The 15,741-nt window shown below is 70.1% G+C and carries 15 protein-coding genes and 1 pseudogene; 6 read left to right on the top strand and 10 right to left on the bottom strand.

Annotated features, from left to right (window positions below; genetic code table 11):
* Nucleotides 1–123 precede the first annotated feature (123 nt).
* A complete protein-coding gene (locus U8525_RS23895; protein WP_374268610.1) occupies nt 124–2,472 on the top strand; it encodes a lamin tail domain-containing protein in 2,349 nt (782 codons plus the stop codon).
* On the opposite strand, the gene U8525_RS23890 is transcribed toward U8525_RS23895, so the two are convergent.
* Together U8525_RS23890 and U8525_RS23885 are read right to left on the bottom strand one after the other, a co-directional pair.
* Nucleotides 2,473–3,006: a hypothetical protein gene (locus U8525_RS23890; protein ID WP_374268609.1), complete on the bottom strand. Its 534-nt coding sequence runs from the start codon at nt 3,004–3,006 to the stop codon at nt 2,473–2,475.
* 218 nt (nt 3,007–3,224) lie between these two features.
* On the bottom strand, nt 3,225–4,130 hold the full coding sequence (locus tag U8525_RS23885; protein WP_374268608.1) for a LysR family transcriptional regulator: 906 nt from the start codon (nt 4,128–4,130) through the stop codon (nt 3,225–3,227).
* 101 nt (nt 4,131–4,231) lie between these two features.
* Here U8525_RS23885 and U8525_RS23880 point away from each other — a divergent pair, with 101 nt between their 5' ends.
* Complete coding sequence (locus U8525_RS23880; protein ID WP_374268607.1) at nt 4,232–4,945, top strand: type 1 glutamine amidotransferase domain-containing protein; 714 nt, start codon at nt 4,232–4,234, stop codon at nt 4,943–4,945.
* Between the two features lie 15 nt (nt 4,946–4,960).
* On the opposite strand, the gene U8525_RS23875 is transcribed toward U8525_RS23880, so the two are convergent.
* Nucleotides 4,961–5,800, bottom strand: coding sequence for a class III extradiol ring-cleavage dioxygenase (locus U8525_RS23875; RefSeq protein ID WP_374268606.1), 840 nt, complete (start codon nt 5,798–5,800; stop codon nt 4,961–4,963).
* 129 nt (nt 5,801–5,929) lie between these two features.
* Between U8525_RS23875 and U8525_RS23870 the strand changes: the two genes are divergently transcribed.
* Entirely contained in the window at nt 5,930–6,355 is a 426-nt protein-coding gene (locus U8525_RS23870) for a hypothetical protein (RefSeq protein ID WP_374268605.1), read from the top strand.
* A 191-nt stretch (nt 6,356–6,546) separates the two neighbouring features.
* On the opposite strand, the gene U8525_RS23865 is transcribed toward U8525_RS23870, so the two are convergent.
* The gene (locus U8525_RS23865; RefSeq protein WP_374268707.1) at nt 6,547–6,954 is read right to left on the bottom strand and encodes a FixH family protein; all 408 of its coding nucleotides are present in this window, start codon (nt 6,952–6,954) and stop codon (nt 6,547–6,549) included.
* 111 nt (nt 6,955–7,065) lie between these two features.
* On the opposite strand from U8525_RS23865, the gene U8525_RS23860 reads away from it, so the two are divergent.
* Both U8525_RS23860 and U8525_RS23855 read left to right on the top strand, forming a co-directional pair.
* On the top strand, nt 7,066–7,614 hold the full coding sequence (locus tag U8525_RS23860; protein ID WP_374268604.1) for a hypothetical protein: 549 nt from the start codon (nt 7,066–7,068) through the stop codon (nt 7,612–7,614).
* A 5-nt stretch (nt 7,615–7,619) separates the two neighbouring features.
* Entirely contained in the window at nt 7,620–8,276 is a 657-nt protein-coding gene (locus U8525_RS23855) for an SCO family protein (protein WP_374268603.1), read from the top strand.
* Nucleotides 8,277–8,476: 200 nt separating this feature from the next.
* Here U8525_RS23855 and U8525_RS23850 read toward each other — a convergent pair whose 3' ends face one another.
* The 3 genes from U8525_RS23850 to U8525_RS23840 all read right to left on the bottom strand — a co-directional run bounded on the left by U8525_RS23850 (nt 8,477) and on the right by U8525_RS23840 (nt 11,794).
* Complete coding sequence (locus U8525_RS23850) at nt 8,477–8,947, bottom strand: NUDIX hydrolase (RefSeq protein ID WP_374268602.1); 471 nt, start codon at nt 8,945–8,947, stop codon at nt 8,477–8,479.
* Complete coding sequence (locus U8525_RS23845; RefSeq protein WP_374268601.1) at nt 8,944–10,263, bottom strand: DUF2380 domain-containing protein; 1,320 nt, start codon at nt 10,261–10,263, stop codon at nt 8,944–8,946. The genes U8525_RS23850 and U8525_RS23845 overlap by 4 nt, the downstream gene beginning before the upstream one ends.
* Before the next feature lie 196 nt (nt 10,264–10,459).
* Nucleotides 10,460–11,794 carry a hypothetical protein gene (locus tag U8525_RS23840; RefSeq protein WP_374268600.1) on the bottom strand — a complete coding sequence of 445 codons (1,335 nt, stop codon included), beginning with the start codon at nt 11,792–11,794 and terminating at the stop codon, nt 10,460–10,462.
* Nucleotides 11,795–12,137: 343 nt separating this feature from the next.
* On the opposite strand from U8525_RS23840, the gene U8525_RS23835 reads away from it, so the two are divergent.
* Nucleotides 12,138–12,344 carry a hypothetical protein gene (locus tag U8525_RS23835; protein WP_374268599.1) on the top strand — a complete coding sequence of 69 codons (207 nt, stop codon included), beginning with the start codon at nt 12,138–12,140 and terminating at the stop codon, nt 12,342–12,344.
* Between the two features lie 283 nt (nt 12,345–12,627).
* Here the strand turns inward: U8525_RS23835 and U8525_RS23830 are convergent, their stop codons facing one another.
* The 3 genes and pseudogenes from U8525_RS23830 to U8525_RS23820 form a co-directional block, all read right to left on the bottom strand.
* On the bottom strand, nt 12,628–13,383 hold the full coding sequence (locus U8525_RS23830; RefSeq protein ID WP_374268598.1) for an immunity 52 family protein: 756 nt from the start codon (nt 13,381–13,383) through the stop codon (nt 12,628–12,630).
* A 13-nt stretch (nt 13,384–13,396) separates the two neighbouring features.
* Nucleotides 13,397–15,178 (bottom strand): Tox-REase-5 domain-containing protein, encoded by a 1,782-nt coding sequence (locus U8525_RS23825; protein WP_374268597.1) that lies wholly within the window; start codon nt 15,176–15,178, stop codon nt 13,397–13,399.
* 141 nt (nt 15,179–15,319) lie between these two features.
* A pseudogene (locus U8525_RS23820) lies at nt 15,320–15,741 on the bottom strand (serine/threonine protein kinase); the annotation flags it as partial.

The following is a 15,741-nucleotide window of genomic DNA, read 5'->3' as shown; positions in this document are numbered from 1 at the left end:
TGGTGGGCGCGGCCCTTCTTCTTGATGACAGGGGGATGTGTCACGCTTGGAGCCATGGGGATGCACCGCCCGTCATCGCGGTGGGCCGCGCTCCCTTTCCGGCACCTGGACCGGATGGCTTCCATGTCCCTCGCTCGCATCGTCGCGCCCGTCCTCGCCCTGCTGCTCGCCGCGTGTCCCAGCTCCACGCCCTCGGCTCCGAGCGGGACTCCTGACAGCGGCGTGTCCACCGACAGCGGCGTGCCTTCCGACGGCGGCATCCCCGACGATGGCGGGACACCTGACGCGGGTGACGAGTCCGTCGATAGCGGTGTGCCTGGCGACGCGGGGACACCCGAGGATGGCGGCACCTCCAGCGACGGCGGTGTGTCGAACGATGCCGGCTCGTCGGGTGACGGCGGCGTACCGGGCGACGGCGGTATGTCGAACGATGCCGGCTCGTCGAGTGACGGCGGTGTGTCGAACGATGGCGGTGTGTCGAACGATGCCGGCTCGTCGAGTGACGGCGGTGTATCGAACGATGGCGGCTCACCGTCCGATGGCGGCACGTCCACCGATGCGGGGGTGCCGGATGGTGGCGGCGTTCCGACGCTGACCGTGAGCACCCAGGGGCTCGGGGATGGGCGCGTGGGAGAGCCCTATGCCATGACGCTCACCGCCGCCGGCGGGCGGGCGCCGTTCACCTGGAGCTTCACCGGGACACTGGCCGCGGGGCTCACCCTCTCCGCGAACGGCGCGCTGTCCGGCACGCCCACCGCCGCGGGCTCGACGCTCTTCACCGCCATCGTGCGCGACGCGGACGGCCAGACCGCGTACGCGCGGCTGATCGTGAGGGTGCAGCCGCCCCTCTCGCTGTTCACCGTGGGCCACTGGAACCTGGAGTGGTTCGGCGCGCCCAACCAGGGCCCGGTGAACTCCACCTCCGACGGCGGCGTGCCCGACGACCTCCAGGTCGCGGGGGCCCGGGACGTCATCCTCGACGCGGGCGCCCACGTCTGGGGCCTGGTGGAGATGGTGGACACCGCGGACTTCAACACGCTCATCGCGGGGCTGCCCGGCAGCTACAGCGGCTTCCTCGCCAACAACACCACCTACGTCCTCAGCGGCACGTCGCAGTACTCCGCTGGCGAGCAGAAGCCCGGCATCCTCTACGACCGCTCGCTCACCTACCGCAGCGCCCAGGTCATCCTCACCGCGCAGGCCGCGGACTTCGGCGGACGCCCGCCGCTGCGCGTGGACTTCACCACCCGCATCCACGGCGAGGACGCGCCGCTGGTCGTCATCGTCACGCACATGAAGGCCTTCGAGGACCGGACGTCCTACGACCAGCGCCAGCGCTCCGCGGTCGCCCTCAAGAACTACCTGGACCAGTGGCTGCCCGAGGCCCGCGTGCTCGTCATCGGGGACTGGAACGACGACCTGGACCACTCCATCTCCAAGGAGAGCGGCGTCGCGCTGCCCTCGCCCTACCTGAACTTCCTGGACGACCCCACGCACTACACGTTCCTCACGCGGGAGCTGACCGACGCCAACGCCCGCACCACCACGGAGTACGACGACGTCATCGACCACACGCTCGTCACCGACGAGGTGGCCGTGCTCGCCGTGCCCGGCGGGGTCCAGGTGCTCCGGCCCGACACGTCCATCCCGGACTACGCGCGCACCGTCAGCGACCACTACCCCGTCCTCACCCGCTATGACCTGAGCGGCGTGCCCGGCCCGCGCGTGCGGCTCACCGCGCCGCTGAGCGGCACGTTCGTCGTGGGCTCCCCGCTGACGGTCACGTGGCGCTCGCTGGGCGTGGACACCGTGCGCATCGAGGCCACCTACGACAGCGGCGACACCTGGAAGGTCGTGGCCGCTTCGGTGCGCGCGGACGCGGGCACCTTCACCTGGACCGTGCCGGACGTGGAGAGCGACCTGGTGCGCGTGCGCGTGGTGGACACGGCCAACGCGTCGCGCTTCGACATGAGCCCCGGCCGCATCTGGTTCACCCGCACGGAGCCCCGCGTGCTCATCAACGAGCTGCTCGCCAACGAGCCCGCGCTCCCCGGCGGCACCGCGCACGAGTTCGTGGAGCTCTACAACGCGGGCGCCGTCCCGGTGGACCTGTCCGGCTGGAGCCTGTGGGACGCCCTGGCCCAGCGCCATGTCTTCGCCCCGGGCACGGTGCTCGCGCCGGGCCGGCCCCTGGTCGTCTTCGGCGGGCCGGAGGGCTTCGCGCCCGGCACGCCCGACACCGTCGCGGCCTCCACCGGGACGCTGGGCCTCAACAACACGTCGGACGTGGTGCGGCTCATGCGCACCGACGGCGGCAGCGTGGACAGCGTCGAGTACTTCAGCACCGTGGACGCGGTGTCCATCAACCGCTCCCCGGACCTGACGCCGGACGCGCGCTTCGTGCTGCACAACACGCTGACGCCCGGGTTGCGGTCCTCGCCTGGCCGGCGCGCGGATGGGGGCGCGTTCTAGTCAGCGCAGGGGCGGAGACTCGGGGTCGGGCCTGGGCGCCGGCTGCGCGGGCACCGCGTCCACGTCCCGGGCGATCCACTCCTGGCCCTGGTCCTCGTAGGTGACGCGGATCTCATCGCCCTCGGACATGTCGCGCAGCTGCGCGTTCGCGTCGCCGCGCTTGATCCGCGTGGCTTCGTCCACGCGGACCTCCTGCTCCTGACCGTGGCCGTCCACGAAGAGCAGCTCGTCGTCGCCCACCCAGGACACGCGGCCCGCGGCCCAGCCCATCGGACGCGACGGCTGACCGGAGCCCCCCGTTCCCTCCGAGGTCGGCGCTGGCGCCGTGCCCTTCGCCTCCGCGCCCGCGGCCTTCAGGGCCTTGGGGTCCACGTTCTCCCTGGAGGCCATCAGCCCTCGCAGCACCTCCGAGCGGCCCTCACGGTGCTTCGCGGAAGGGCCGCCGGGCCCCGGCTCGCCGTTGCACGCCCACAGCCCTCCGAGCCCCACCAGGCCCAGCACCAGCAGGCCCGCCGTCCCGCGCGTTCTCCGCATTGGCCACGTCCTCCCGCGTCGTGCGAAGGAGCCCGCTTCCCGACGGAGACCCCCTCCGTGGCGGCATGGGCTCGCTTTCCCCAAGGGAAAGATGGGGACACCCTGCCCCGCCGGGAACCACGACCGTCCGTGCCGGAGCCCGGCCGCGCGCCCTCACCTCCCTGGAGGGAGGACAGGCGGACGTGCGCTCCCTCCGCGCCCAGGTCCTTTGAAAGCGCCTATCCGGCCAGGAGCCAGTCGCGCACCGCGAGGAAGCGGGCCGTGGGTGCGGCGGCCCTGCGCCACGCGACGTAGAGCGTTCCCTGGGGGCGCCGCGCGGAGCGGCGGCCCGGCTCCGGCGTGAGCGTCACGACCCGCCTCTCCCGCACGGCGGGCGCCACGAGGTAGTCCGGCAGCACGGCCAGCCCCACGCCCGCCTCCACCAGGGCCAGCATCTCGTCCAGGTTCGCGACGCGGCACACCACCCGCGCGGGCAGGGGCTCCTTCGGCCCGAAGGCAGCGCGCCACCACGGCGCCAGCATGGCCAGGTCCGCGTCGAAGGCGATGAACCGGTGCGCACCATAGTCGCGCGCCCCGCGCGGCGTTCCCCACCGCTCCAGGTACGAGGGCGCTCCCACGGCGACGAACTCCTCCTGGGCCACCGGCCGGACCTCCAGGCCCGGGGCCTCCGGCAGCAGCCCGAGGATGCCCAGGTCCAGCGCGCCCTCCAGCAGCAGGCGGGACACGCGGCTGGGCACGTCGAAGCGCACGTCCAGCCGCAGCTCCGGGTGCCTCGCCAGGAGCCCCGGCAGGCGCGGCCGGAGCCAGTACCGGAAGAAGGGCCAGGGCCCACCCAGGGACACCTCGCCGCGCACCGCGCGCTGGGCCTCGGAGGCCTCCTCCACCGCGGCGTCCAGCGCGGGCAGGTGTTCGCCCAGCCGCGCGACGAGCGCCGCTCCCGCCGGGGTGAGCCGGGCCCGACGTCCCACCCGCTCGAACAACGCCACGCCGACGTGCCGCTCCAGCGCCTTGAGCTGCTGGCCCACGGCGGAGGCGGTGATGCCCAGGCGCGCGGCGGCGGCCGCGTGCGTGCCCGCGCGGCTCACCTCCCACAGCGTCCAGAGCGCTTCGCGATTGCCAAGCATGGCTTCAGCTTATGTGAAGGAGCCCTCGGTTTTCTTGGGGGCGGCCGGGACGTATGCCTCGCCCATCGCCCCGGGGAAGGGGCTCGAAAAGGAGGCGTCCCATGGAAGCGCTCACCGCCGTGAAGGTGCTGCTCATCGTCACCAGCCACTCGCAGTTCGGGAGCACCGGAGAGAAGACGGGCTTCTGGTTGGAGGAGCTCGCCGCGCCGTACGAGCAGTTCGTGAAGGCCGGGGCCCAGGTGGACATCGCCTCGCCGCTGGGCGGCAAGGCGCCCGTCGACCCGCGCAGCGAGAAGGCGCAGACGGAGGACACGCGCGCCTTCCTCGCGGACGCCGAGGCGACGAGGAAGCTGGCGAACACGCAGGTCCTCGCGCAGGTGAAGGACACCTACGACGCGTACTTCGTGGTGGGCGGGCACGGCGTGATGTGGGACCTGGCCCAGCACGCGCCCACGCACCAACTGCTCGCCGCGGGCTACGCGCGCGGCGCGGTGGTGGCGGCGGTGTGCCACGGCCCCGCGGCGCTGGTGGGCGTGAAGGGCCCGGACGGCAAGCCGCTGGTGGCGGGCAAGCGCGTGGCGGCCTTCAGCAACGCGGAGGAGCAGGCGGCGAAGTACGACGCCATCGTCCCCTTCCCGCTGGAGACCCGGATGCGCGAGCTGGGCGCCCGCTACGAGTCCGGTCCGCTGTGGAAGAGCTTCACGGTGCGCGACGGGCGGCTCATCACCGGGCAGAACCCGGCGTCCTCCGCCGCCACCGCGCGGGAGGTCCTCCAGGTCCTGCGCGAGAAGAAGGCCCCTGCCTCCAAGGGCTGAGGGCCCCTCTCGGCGTCAGCCGAACTGGAAGCCGGAGATGCGCGTCCCCATCATGGAGCCGGACCAGGCGGTGGTGCCCCGGTCCTCTCCGGCGGCGCCTGCGGCGACCATCAAGGGGAGCAGGTGCTCCTCGCGCGGATGGGCGAGCCGCGCGAACGGGGCCTGCGTCCACTGCGTGAGCTTCTCATCGCGCATGGCGGCGGGAGAGGTGGCGGCGTCCTGGACCCACGCGTCGAACTTCGCGGAGACCTCGTATGCGCGAGGGTCCCCGAAGGCGCGCAGGTTGTGGAACGTCATCCCGCTGCCGATGATGAACACGCCCTCGTCGCGAAGCGGCGCGAGCGCCCGCCCCATGGCCAGGTGCTCCGCGGGCTCCAACCCCTGCTTCAGCGACAGCTGGACGCAGGGGATGTCCGCCTCCGGGTACGTCAGCTTCAGCGGGATGAAGGTGCCGTGGTCGTAGCCGCGCGCGGGGTCCGCCGCCGAGGAGAAGCCCGCCGAGGCGAGCAGCTCCCGCACCCGCGCGGCGAGTCCCGGGTGGCCCGGCGCCGGCCAGGGGATGCGGTACGACTCCGGTGGGAAGCCGTAATAGTCATACAGGATGGGCGGCGCGGCGGACGTCATCACCGTGGGCACGGGCTCCTCCCAGTGGGCGGAGATGACGAGCAGCGCCTTGGGCGGCGTCGCGAGGCGCTGGCCCACCTGACTCAAGTACGTCGCGAGGGCCTGGACCTCCGCCTTCGGAAGGCCCAGCTCCACGAATGGCCAGGGACCACCGCCGTGCGGGATGAAGACGACGGGCAGGCGCGAGGAGGACTTCGGGGAAGCGCTGGAGGTATCGGCGGCGGTCGTCATGGGGCCCTCGACGCCATTCAACTCCACGGGCGGGCCCGGGCACCACCGCGCTCCGGATGGAGACGCGAGGTCTTCTGTTATGAACCAGCGCGAGGGACAGAGGGGCGGTCCCGCCGCGATGGGGGATGCATGAAGAGCATCATCGGGGGACTGCTGGCCGCATTCGGCATCGTGGGCGTCGGCGTGGAGCTCGACCACCTGCGCGAGGGCACGGCGCGGAGCTCGGTCACAGGGTTCCTGCTCGCCGCCCTCTTCATCCTCGGGGGACTGGCCCTCATCCGCTCCGCGAGGCGCGCGAAGCAGCCCCCCGGGTTGGGGGAGTCGGCGCGGCCGGCCCTGAGCGGGCGTGACCTCGAACGCATGGTGCTCACCTGCGCGCAGGCGCGCGGCGGCCGCGTCACCATCGCCGAGGTGGCGGCGAGCACGCAGCTCTCGTTCACTGAAGCCAAGGAGGTGCTCGAAGGGTTGTCCCGCGCGGGCGCCTGCACCGTGGACGTCACGGAGAACGGTGCGTTCATCTACGAGTTCAGCGGCTTGATGCCGCGCGAGCCCTGAGCTTCCGAGCTGCCATCGCCTGAAGGGCACATCGCCGGCCCGCGCGACGCGCTCCGGATGGGGCTCCGCGAAGTTGCTGCCCGGGCAGACGCCTCACGCGGCATGCAGCCCGGGCTCCGTGCCTGCGGCGCCGCGGAACGCCCCGCCGCCACTGCCAGCCGGCAAGCCCGGGGGCGGCCGCTCACGCCCGCCTACCGTCCCAGCTTGAGGGTCACGGCCGCGGAGTCCTCCACCGTCCCCTTCAGCGTGAAGCGCAGCTCCCAGGCTCCGGGCATGAAGAGGTCCATGTCGGACACCTCGAAGGTCCCGGGGGCTCGCGCGGTGACGCGTGGGACGTCGGAGACGCCGTGGCCCATGGCGGGCATCCAGGGCTGGACGGACAGCACGACTCCAGACACCGGCTTCCCCGACGCGGCGTCGGTGACCCGCACCTGAAACACCTGAACACCTCTTCGCAGGGGTGTCATCGGAGAGAGGACCTCGACGCGGAGCCGGCCGGATGCACTCACCACCGTGCCGACACTGACAGCCGCGCTCACCTGCCCCGCATCGCTCCCAGCAGCTGGCGCGGCGGAGAGCGTCGCGCCCAGCAACAGCATTCCCATCAGCAGTGTCTTCATCACCGCCGTGTAGCGGAAGAGACCGGTCAGGGTTCTGCGACAAGGTGTCGCATCGCGCAGGCGCTCTGGATGCGAGAGGGTGCACCTGCAATGACCGCCCATCCCTCCGCTTCAGCGCAGCCCCGCTCATGGGTGTTCGGGGTGCTGGGAGCCGCGGGGCTGACCGTGTCCGTGCTCGCGTGCGCGGCGCTCGTCCTGGTGCTGGACTTCGCCTGGTCGGAGGCGCCCTCCACGAACGCCTCGTGGGAGCTGGAGGTACCGCCTCCTGTGTATGGCCCACTGCCCGCGCTCACACTTCACGGTGACCGAGGTCAGCCGCTGGAGACCGGAGCGCTTCATGGACAGCTCACCCTGATCCAGTTCGCGTTGGCGCCGGAGGCGCAGCGTCTCCCATTCCTGGGGCAGGTCCAGGCACAACTGGAGGCTGACGGCGTCCCGGTTCGGCTCGTCCTCGCGACGCCGAGCACCTCCACGATGCTCCACCCGGATTGGCGGCGGCTTGGGGACAGCGGGCGCCTCCTGTTGCTGGTGGATCAACGCCTCCAGGTCCGAGGCGTCTACGACTCGAATCAAAGCCCCTCTCCCTCTGAACGCATCGTCACGGACGCGCGCTGTCTCCGCTCCTGCCGCCTCCCATGAAGCCCATGTCCACCCCTGTCTCCGCATCACGCAGGCCCATCTCCTGGCTCGCGCTCGCGGTGGCGCTGAGCTTCGCGCTGCTGTTCATCGCGTGGCCGCTCGCTCAACGCGAACGCGCGCGCATCGCCGCGCGGAACCTGCCCCTGTATGGGCCGCTCCCGCGCTTCGAGCTGACCGCCCAGACGGGGCGTCCCTTCTCCGACGCCGACATGCGGGGCCACCTCTACGTGGCGGACTTCTTCTTCACCCGCTGCCCCACCGTCTGCCCGCTGCTCACGGAGAAGATGCTGAAGGTGCAGCGGCAGGCCCGGGAACAGGGCCTGGACCTGCGCTTCGCCTCATTCAGCGTGGACCCGCGCTACGACACGCCGGAGCGGCTGACCGCCTACGCGCGCGACCACCGCATCGACACGTCCAACTGGACGCTCTTGACGGGACCACTGGATCAGGTGGAGACGACGGTGCTGGAGGGCTTCCGGGTGATGATGGGCCGCGACGCCGACGCGGGCGAGGACGACTTCTTCAGCGTCTTCCACGGCGAGCACTTCGTGCTCGTGGACGCCCGAGGACAGCTTCGCGGCTACTATCGGGTCACCGAGGGCGAGGGAGGCTTGGAAGCCCTGCTCCGGGATGTGGAGCTGCTGGCAGCGGCGGAGGATTAACGGTCCCGTCTCAGCAAAGGCGGTGAGCATGTCGTCACCACATTCGCGGACCCGCTCATATATAGGCGGGCATTCCAGCTCCTTTGCCACGAACGGCCGTCGGTCATCGGCTTCCCCCTTTGTTGAGTTCTGCGGGACGAAGCGGCGACGTCGCAACGTGGCGCTCCGTCTCGCCAACTGGCGGGTTTACCCGCTGTCGGTCAGGCTTCTTCGTCGGGGAGAAGCGTCCGGAGAAGATTGTCGTCGGGGCCGAGTGGACGCCAGCCAGCAGGGGGCGGATTGGCGAGGAGCGACGTCCTGCATTGGCGTGCGCGCTCCTTATGCGTGTCTGGAGTAAAGGCAATCCAGGGGCCAAGTGCCTTGGCAACCTTGAAGCGGTTGTCGTCATCCAGCACGGCTGGCCAACCCTCAGGGATGCTCCCCCACAGCTCGCGCACAAGTTGTCCACGTACCAAGCGGGTCACTCGTTTGCTTCGCACTGCTTCAGCTACCAATCCGTCGTACACCTGAATTCCGGCAACGTCGTCCGGACCCAGCTCCTCGGCCAGCGCCACCAACGATGCGGTGGGACGGGCCTCGGCAAAAGCCGTGAGTGAGTCGTAGCCCCGCTCGCGGATGCGCTCATACAAGCGGGCCTTCCAGTTCTCCCGCCATGAACGTCCGTCGTTCATCGGCTGCTCCCTTTCGTGAACGCGATTGGGACTTTGTAGACCTTCATACGCTCCACGACGATGTCCAGGACCTGATTCCGCGTCAACCTCCGACCTGCCGTGATCTCAGCTTCGTGCAGAGCCTCCATGATCATCCGGTTCCACTCACCGGGCCACATGCGTCCCAGCTTCCAGTTCCCCCCGCCGTGAATCGCCTCGTGGTGGGCCTGCTCCAACCGGACGCAGAACTGGTCGATGTCCATGTCGCCCGTGAAGCCGCGCTGCTCGAACCACTCGCGGTGCTCTTGCGGCAACACGTGGTGCTTGGGCGCGTCGGACATGCCCGCCCCGGCCCTGCCCGTCACCTGCATGCCGCGCACCTCGGGGCTGTCCCCCAGCGCGTCGCGCACGCCCTTGGGCAGGTCCTGATGCGCCTGGGCCATCGTGACCTGTCCGCCGTGAATGAGGACGGCCGCGCCGACGGCAGGAACGGAGATGACTCCCGCCTGCACGAGCCTTCGCATCAGCTCCACCCACTCGGCGGAGACCACCAGCCGCGAGCCTGCCATCACCCCACCCGAGCTCATCACGAGGCCGACGCCGAGCGTCGCAGGGGCCGAGGGTGGCACGCGCGGTAGGGCCATCTTCATGGTGGAAATCATGGTGACCATCTCCACCGCCTGCATCGCCGCGATGACCTGCCCGCCGAGCTTCAGGGTCGAGCGGGTCTCTCGCTGGAGCGTGTCGAACTCACGCGTCAGCTTCCCCATCAGCTCGGGCATCGCGAGGGTCGCGGCCTCGACCCGCTCCGGGTCCAGGGAAGCGAGGTCCGTCAGCGTGGGCTCCATGAGTCCCTGCACGCGGTGCAGGTCCGTGAAGAGCTTCTCGACGCTGCACATCGGGCAGTTTCGGAGAATGGCGTCCGCGAGGTGGAGGAAGTCCACCCAGGTGGCCAGGAGGAGGGTCCCGAATTGGGCCGCCTGGAGCCTTGGCCCCGCCATGCGGAGGAGGCCCAGTTCCATGTCCGTGTCATCGACTTCCGAGGCCGCATCCGTGAACGCAGTGGCGCTCCCGAGCGCACCCTTCATCCACTTCACCTGGCCGGAACCATGGTCGAGGTAGCGCGTGAAGGCGCCAGTGAGGCTGAAGCCCCAAAGGTCCGAAGGACGAGCCGCCAGCCTGGAGAGCGCAGCCTCGACGTCGCGCAGGGAGCCCTTCATCTCGTCCGTGGCATCGAGGACCGCTTGCCGCGTCGATGCAGCGCGCAGGGCCTTGCCCCCGACCGCGCTGTTTCCCACGGCGGTCACGTCGTCGCGGGGCCCCTGGCGACGCAACATCCGTTGGGACGTCTCGGGGCCCGAGATGGCGGACGGTGGAGAGTTCCGGGCGCGCGGGGACGCACCGCTCGGAGCCTCCACCCACGCGGGCGTAGGAGCCGCACGCGGCGCGTAGCTCAAGCTCCGACGACTCCCAGGCGCGTGCGGCACGGAGGCACATCCCGTGGCCAGCAACGCCACGGCCAGCAACAGGGCGTCAGCGCGCATTGTCCACCCCCAGGCCCACCGAGGCGAAAGCCCCCGGCCGCAGCGTCCCTTCCGACGTGGGGAGCAGCAGGGTGCCGCCCGTCCCCAGCGCGGAGAGCTTCCCGCCCAGGAATCGCCAGCGGACCTCGGTGGCCCCCAGGTAGCGCGCCCCGGGCTGTCCCATGCCCACTCCGAGCCCCTTCAACACCACTTCCAGGCTGCGCGCGAAGAGCTGCACCGCCACGCGCCCATCCACGTCGAAGCGCCCCCACGAGAAGGCCTCCACTCCCAGCGACAGCTTCAGGTGCTTGGAGAGGCCGCCGTAGCGGACCGCGTCCCACCCCACCTCCGCCTCGCCATAAGCCGAGTACCCGTCCGGGAAGGGCGCCTCCGCCAGCGGCACTCTCTCCGGCCCTGCGGCCCGGAAGCGCGCCAGCTCGTAGTCCGGACCGAAGAAGCCCTGTCGGAAGCCGCCGTGCTGCCTGCGCACCTCAAAGCGCAGCCGCATGTCCAGCGTGGGCGTCAACGCATCCGCGCCCGCGCCCACCACGGCTCCCCATGCGCCGCCCGCACCTGGCCGCCCGCCCCAACCAGCAATCAGGTGTGCCTCGAAGTCCGGCCGCACCACCACCACGGCGGTGCCGTCCAGGTGCGCCAGCGTCACCGAGGGGGCGCGCCCTCCGGCCCGCCCCCAGTCATGCACGGCGGAGAGCGCCAGCGTGTAGCGGCCCGGCTCGCGGGGCTGGCCGAAGAGGACGTGCTGCACGTCCAGCGCGACCTCCGCGCCCACGAGGCGCGCCCCCAGCACGTCCGAAGCAAAGGCTTGCGTGTAGAGAGGCCCCAGGGTGCCGGTGAGGAAGCCTCCGGCCGGGTGGTAGTCAGGATTGCTTCGGTTGGAGTAGCGCCGCACGAGGTGTCCCGACAGCAGGCTGTAGGACTCCAGCCCGCCGAACCAGACGCCCACGGACGCGTTGTCCGAGCCCAGCTTGAGGCCGCGCACCACCTGCCCGAAGTCCGAGAGGCTGTCCCAGTCCTCCCGCCGCACGAGGCCCGTGTCCTCCCCTCCACCCCACAGCCGCAGCCGCACCGGGGCGCCCAGGTTGAGGCCGAACTCCGCGCCTCCGTCGAGAATGAGCGTCGGCTCCACCTGGAGGAAGCCCTCGTCCGAGCCGATACCCGCGCGCGGCAGCAGGGCCCACGTCGTCGCGTCCAGCCGCAGCAGCGAGCGCCACGCAGTGGCCTGCTGGCGCTGCTGCTCCTCCACGGGCTGCACTTCCGGGACGTCCTCGGCCCATGCGGCCACCGGCAACAGCAACCACAGCCATACCGCCCGACTTCGTGTCATTCGCACACACGCCTCCCCGCAATGTCTCCAGCGAGGGGAGCAAAGGACACACGTCTGACGTTCCGCTCGGTTTGGGCTGGCCGCGGGTCGCTGCTCAGGGATGAGGAGAAAAGGGGGCCGGCCGCCTCGGACCAGCGAGTGCTAATGCCGCGTCAGGCGCAGGGCGCCAGAGCCCGGCTCCGTCGTCGTCTCGTCCGCGCTGCGCCTCGGGAAGGGCTCCGTATAGATGTCATCCGGGTTTCGAGGGTGTTCAGGCTGAAACCCTCGACGTGCTCCAGGACGGCGCCCAGGCCGCGCTTCATTTCACCAGGACCTTGCCCCGGTAGCAGTTGGGCGTCCGAGGATGCGCGAAGAGAACACGCTCGCCGCTCCGGCCGGTGCCCAGGTCCTGGAAGAGCTCGTAGGCCGTGTCTCCATCGCAAAAGAGAACCGCCCTCCGGCGAGCCAGGAGTCAGCACCACTGGACATGACGATGCGGCACGCCCACCTCTTGCCAGAGACAAAGGAACTCGACGCGCCCGCTTCACAGCATCGCGCCGCTCTGGCCTGACCGCGCCAGAGGGGCGCATGGGGGCACATGACAGCCCCCCACCAACGCAGCACCCCGGCAAGCCGTTGAGATGGCTGGCCTTGGAATGGCAGTAGCTACTGGATCGCGAAGATGAGCGTCACCTTCGCTAGGGCGGCAGGAAACCTCACGCAGGACGCGCAGTTACCCGTCTGTCGCCCTGGTTTCGCTCGGGCCGCCATCCCGTGCTGTTCCGGGGAGTTCCCTGGTGTGCCCCCTCAATCCACGCTGGAGGGGCACACTGGGGGCACATGGCAGCCCTGAGTCAGGAGGTGAGGACAGAGCGCAACAGGCCAGCCCTGGCCAGCAGTTCACTCACGCGCCTCGCCAGCGCGATGTGCTCGGGATTGCTCGCGGTCAAAGTTGTAGGGGTAAGGATGACGATCGCGCCCCTGTCCTCAACTGGCTCGATGCGAACAGGGGCAGGGAGCGGTGGCACCGTTCCGCGATGCCGCGACAGGTACGTGACCCATCCCACGAAGGTTCCCGTCGAGCCATTCTCCGACAGAACGTCACGAAAGTTCGTTGACGTAGCCACGGCCCAATCAGGCGCCCATGCAACCTCCATCATTCGGAGCAGAGCGGCCATCATCGGTGCGGTCAGGAGGCGTTCCGCATTGGGGCCCTTACGTGGCAGCTTCAGGACACATGAATTGGGCGTAGCCCCGCAGTAGTCCCCGCACTTGATGCGTAGCTCCGCGCTGTCGGCCCCCATTCCCCCATTGCCGAACCAGAAGCTGAAACCGAGATCCTCGAAAGCAGGTCCACCCTTCTCTCGATTAACTCCGCTTCGGAATGACTCCGTGAGCGTGGCCAAGTCGGGAGGCATGAGCGGATACTGGTGCGCATCCTTCTTAGACCTTGTGGGCTTGTACCAGCGCGACAGGAATGGGTCGCTCAGCGCCAACAGGTTGAGAAATGTTGCCGTCCGCTCGGCGCATCCTCGGGGTGATTCTTTCCGAGCTCCCCAGTACGCGCCGACGTAGTAACTGTCCGCGAAGGTTTCCATTTTATCGGACACGATGACCTTCCCCTCAGTGAGCCGGAGTGTGAAGAACTTTCACGCCTTCAACTCCCGCTTCCCGTAGTAGCGAGCGAATAGCAGCGGCGGCTTTCTCCTCCGCGACATGCCACTCGATCCAGCCCCCTGATCCCCGTGCCTTCTTGCTCTGTCGATCTGCCTGCTCGATAAGGTCCTTGGCCCCAGAGTGGCGGAACCAATCCTTGGGCTCCAGTCCCTCGAAGAACTTCGCATAGCCTGGCCCCTTGGCCTCCAGCAGCACCCCATCCTTGAACCCATCGAACTTCACGCCTCCACTCTTCGGGCCCACGCCACCGACCCAGTACGCCTCATCCGCCGAATGCCCGGTGATTTGCTCCTGGTAGCGCCGGGCGCGCGCGGACATCGACTCGCTCGCGGGCCCCCACTGCCCAGGCCCCTGGGCAGGCGCTCCTCCCTTCGAGGCGGTGTTGGCCCTCTGAAGGATGATGGCCGCCCCGGGCCCGCCGCTCAACACCGATGCTGCGCGCCCTGCTGGCACCGCGACGCGCTCCAGTACCAGCACGCCCTCCGCTGACAGCGAGAGCACCGGCACCGTGGCCTCCGCCCCCACCGCCAGCCCCTTCACGGCCAGCTCCACGTTGCGGTGAAGCAGTTGCACACCGAGGCGCCAGTCCGCGTCCAGGCGGCCCCAGCTGAAAGCCTCCACGCCCACCGTCATGCGAAGGTGACGGTGCAGCACCTCGTCCAGCAGCTCCGCGTCCCAGGCCACCGAGGCCTCCGTCTGCACGGAGTACCCGTCCGGGAAGGGCGCCTCCGCCAGCGGCAGGCCGGAGGTGCCCGCCGCCTGGAAGCGCGCCAACTCGTAGTCCGCGCCGAAGTAGCCCTGACGGAAGCCGCCGTGTTGCCGGCGCACCTCCAGCCGTGCCAGCAAGTCCAGCTGCGGCGTCACCACGTCCAGGCCGATGCCCGCCACCGCGCCCCAGGCCCCACCTTCTCCCGGACGCCCGCCCCACCCGGCGACGACGTGCACCTCGCGGCCCTTGCGCAGCCACAGCACCGCCGTGCCGTCCAGGTGCGCCAGCAGCGGCCGGCGCGACGTCTCGGACACCCGCGCGAAGTCATGGGCGACGGACAGCGACAGCGTGTAGTGCTTGCGCTTGCGCGGCTTGCCGAAGAGGACGTGCTGCACGTCCACCTCTACCTCCGCCGCCATGAGGCGCGCGGCCAGCACGTCCGAGGCGAAGCCCTCCACGTACAGCGGGCCCGCCATGGCCGTGAGGAGGGCGCCCGCTGGGTGGTAGTCCGGATTCGTCAGGTTGGAGTAGCGCCGCACCAGGTGCCCGGACAGCAGGTGGAAGCCCTCCATCTGCCCCACCCACAACGCCACGGGCGACGAGTCGGCCCCCAGCTTCAGCGCCCTCACCAGTTGCCCGAAGTCCGAGAGGGTGTCCCAGTCCTCTTTCCGCACCCGCCCCGCGCCTTCGCCGCCCCGGAGGCGAAAGCGCACCGGGCCTCCGAGGTTCGCGCCGAACTTCTCTCCGCCGTCCAGCACCAGCATCGGCTCCACCTGCATGAAGCCCTCGGCTTCGCCCCCGCGCTGGGGCCACAGCGCCCACGGCCCCGCCTCCACGCGCGTGAGGTAGTTCCAGGGCCGCTCCTGGGACGACGTCCGGGACACCTCCTCCGGAGTCGGAAAGGAGATGTCTTCGCCAGGAGGCGCGTCTTCCTCCACGGGCGGCACCTCTGGGACGTCCTCCGCCCACGCGGACACGGGCCACAGCAACCACAGCCATACCGCCCAACGTCTCGTCATTCGCATACACGCCTCCCAGCAATGCCCCCAGCGAAGGGAGCAAAGGACACACGTCTGACGTTCAGCCCGGCTTGAGGCCGGCCGCGCGTCATGACTCAGGATTGAAGGGAATGGGAGCCGGCCGCCTCGGGCCAGCGGGTGCTAATGCCTCGTCAGGCGCAGGGCGCCCGGTTGCGGCTCCGTCGTCGTCTCGTCCGCGCTACGCAGGGGTCGGGGCTCCGTGCGGATGTCGTCCTGACTCAGCGGTGGGAAGGCGGGGACGATGCCGCCCTCGTCCTCCATCAAGTCCAACTCCTCCAACTCCTCACCCCCCTCCATCATCGCCTCCTGGACTTCCTTCACCGCGTCCGCTCCCGAGTACGGCCCCAGCCGCGCCAGTTGCGCCCGCAGCTCCACCTCCAGCGCCGCCGCCGTCGGGTAGCGGGAAGCAGGGTTACGGCTCAAGAGCCGCAGGAAGACGGTGCGCAGGGGCTTGGACAACCCGCAGGCCGCCGCCTTCACGTCCTCCACCCGGTAGGCCATGGCGCACCGGAGCATGTCCTCCATGAAGGGCAGAGGGTGCG

The sequence above is a fragment of the Corallococcus sp. RDP092CA genome, assembly GCF_041903675.1.
GTDB lineage: Bacteria > Myxococcota > Myxococcia > Myxococcales > Myxococcaceae > Corallococcus.
Note: the sequence above shows the minus strand (reverse complement) of the source record. Positions and strands in the feature narration are given on the sequence as shown.

What these genes read in the sequence shown, in the direction of transcription:
- U8525_RS23840 (WP_374268600.1), bottom strand. Translation starts at nt 11,794, where the DNA reads ATGACACGAAGTCGGGCGGTATGGCTGTGGTTGCTGTTGCCGGTGGCC.
- U8525_RS23865 (WP_374268707.1), bottom strand. Translation starts at nt 6,954, where the DNA reads ATGCTGTTGCTGGGCGCGACGCTCTCCGCCGCGCCAGCTGCTGGGAGC.
- U8525_RS23895 (WP_374268610.1), top strand. Translation starts at nt 124, where the DNA reads ATGTCCCTCGCTCGCATCGTCGCGCCCGTCCTCGCCCTGCTGCTCGCC.
- U8525_RS23890 (WP_374268609.1), bottom strand. Translation starts at nt 3,006, where the DNA reads ATGCGGAGAACGCGCGGGACGGCGGGCCTGCTGGTGCTGGGCCTGGTG.
- U8525_RS23880 (WP_374268607.1), top strand. Translation starts at nt 4,232, where the DNA reads ATGGAAGCGCTCACCGCCGTGAAGGTGCTGCTCATCGTCACCAGCCAC.
- U8525_RS23825 (WP_374268597.1), bottom strand. Translation starts at nt 15,178, where the DNA reads ATGACGAGACGTTGGGCGGTATGGCTGTGGTTGCTGTGGCCCGTGTCC.
- U8525_RS23870 (WP_374268605.1), top strand. Translation starts at nt 5,930, where the DNA reads ATGAAGAGCATCATCGGGGGACTGCTGGCCGCATTCGGCATCGTGGGC.
- U8525_RS23835 (WP_374268599.1), top strand. Translation starts at nt 12,138, where the DNA reads ATGCGCGAAGAGAACACGCTCGCCGCTCCGGCCGGTGCCCAGGTCCTG.
- U8525_RS23855 (WP_374268603.1), top strand. Translation starts at nt 7,620, where the DNA reads ATGTCCACCCCTGTCTCCGCATCACGCAGGCCCATCTCCTGGCTCGCG.
- U8525_RS23875 (WP_374268606.1), bottom strand. Translation starts at nt 5,800, where the DNA reads ATGACGACCGCCGCCGATACCTCCAGCGCTTCCCCGAAGTCCTCCTCG.
- U8525_RS23885 (WP_374268608.1), bottom strand. Translation starts at nt 4,130, where the DNA reads ATGCTTGGCAATCGCGAAGCGCTCTGGACGCTGTGGGAGGTGAGCCGC.
- U8525_RS23850 (WP_374268602.1), bottom strand. Translation starts at nt 8,947, where the DNA reads ATGAACGACGGACGTTCATGGCGGGAGAACTGGAAGGCCCGCTTGTAT.
- U8525_RS23860 (WP_374268604.1), top strand. Translation starts at nt 7,066, where the DNA reads ATGACCGCCCATCCCTCCGCTTCAGCGCAGCCCCGCTCATGGGTGTTC.
- U8525_RS23845 (WP_374268601.1), bottom strand. Translation starts at nt 10,263, where the DNA reads ATGTTGCGTCGCCAGGGGCCCCGCGACGACGTGACCGCCGTGGGAAAC.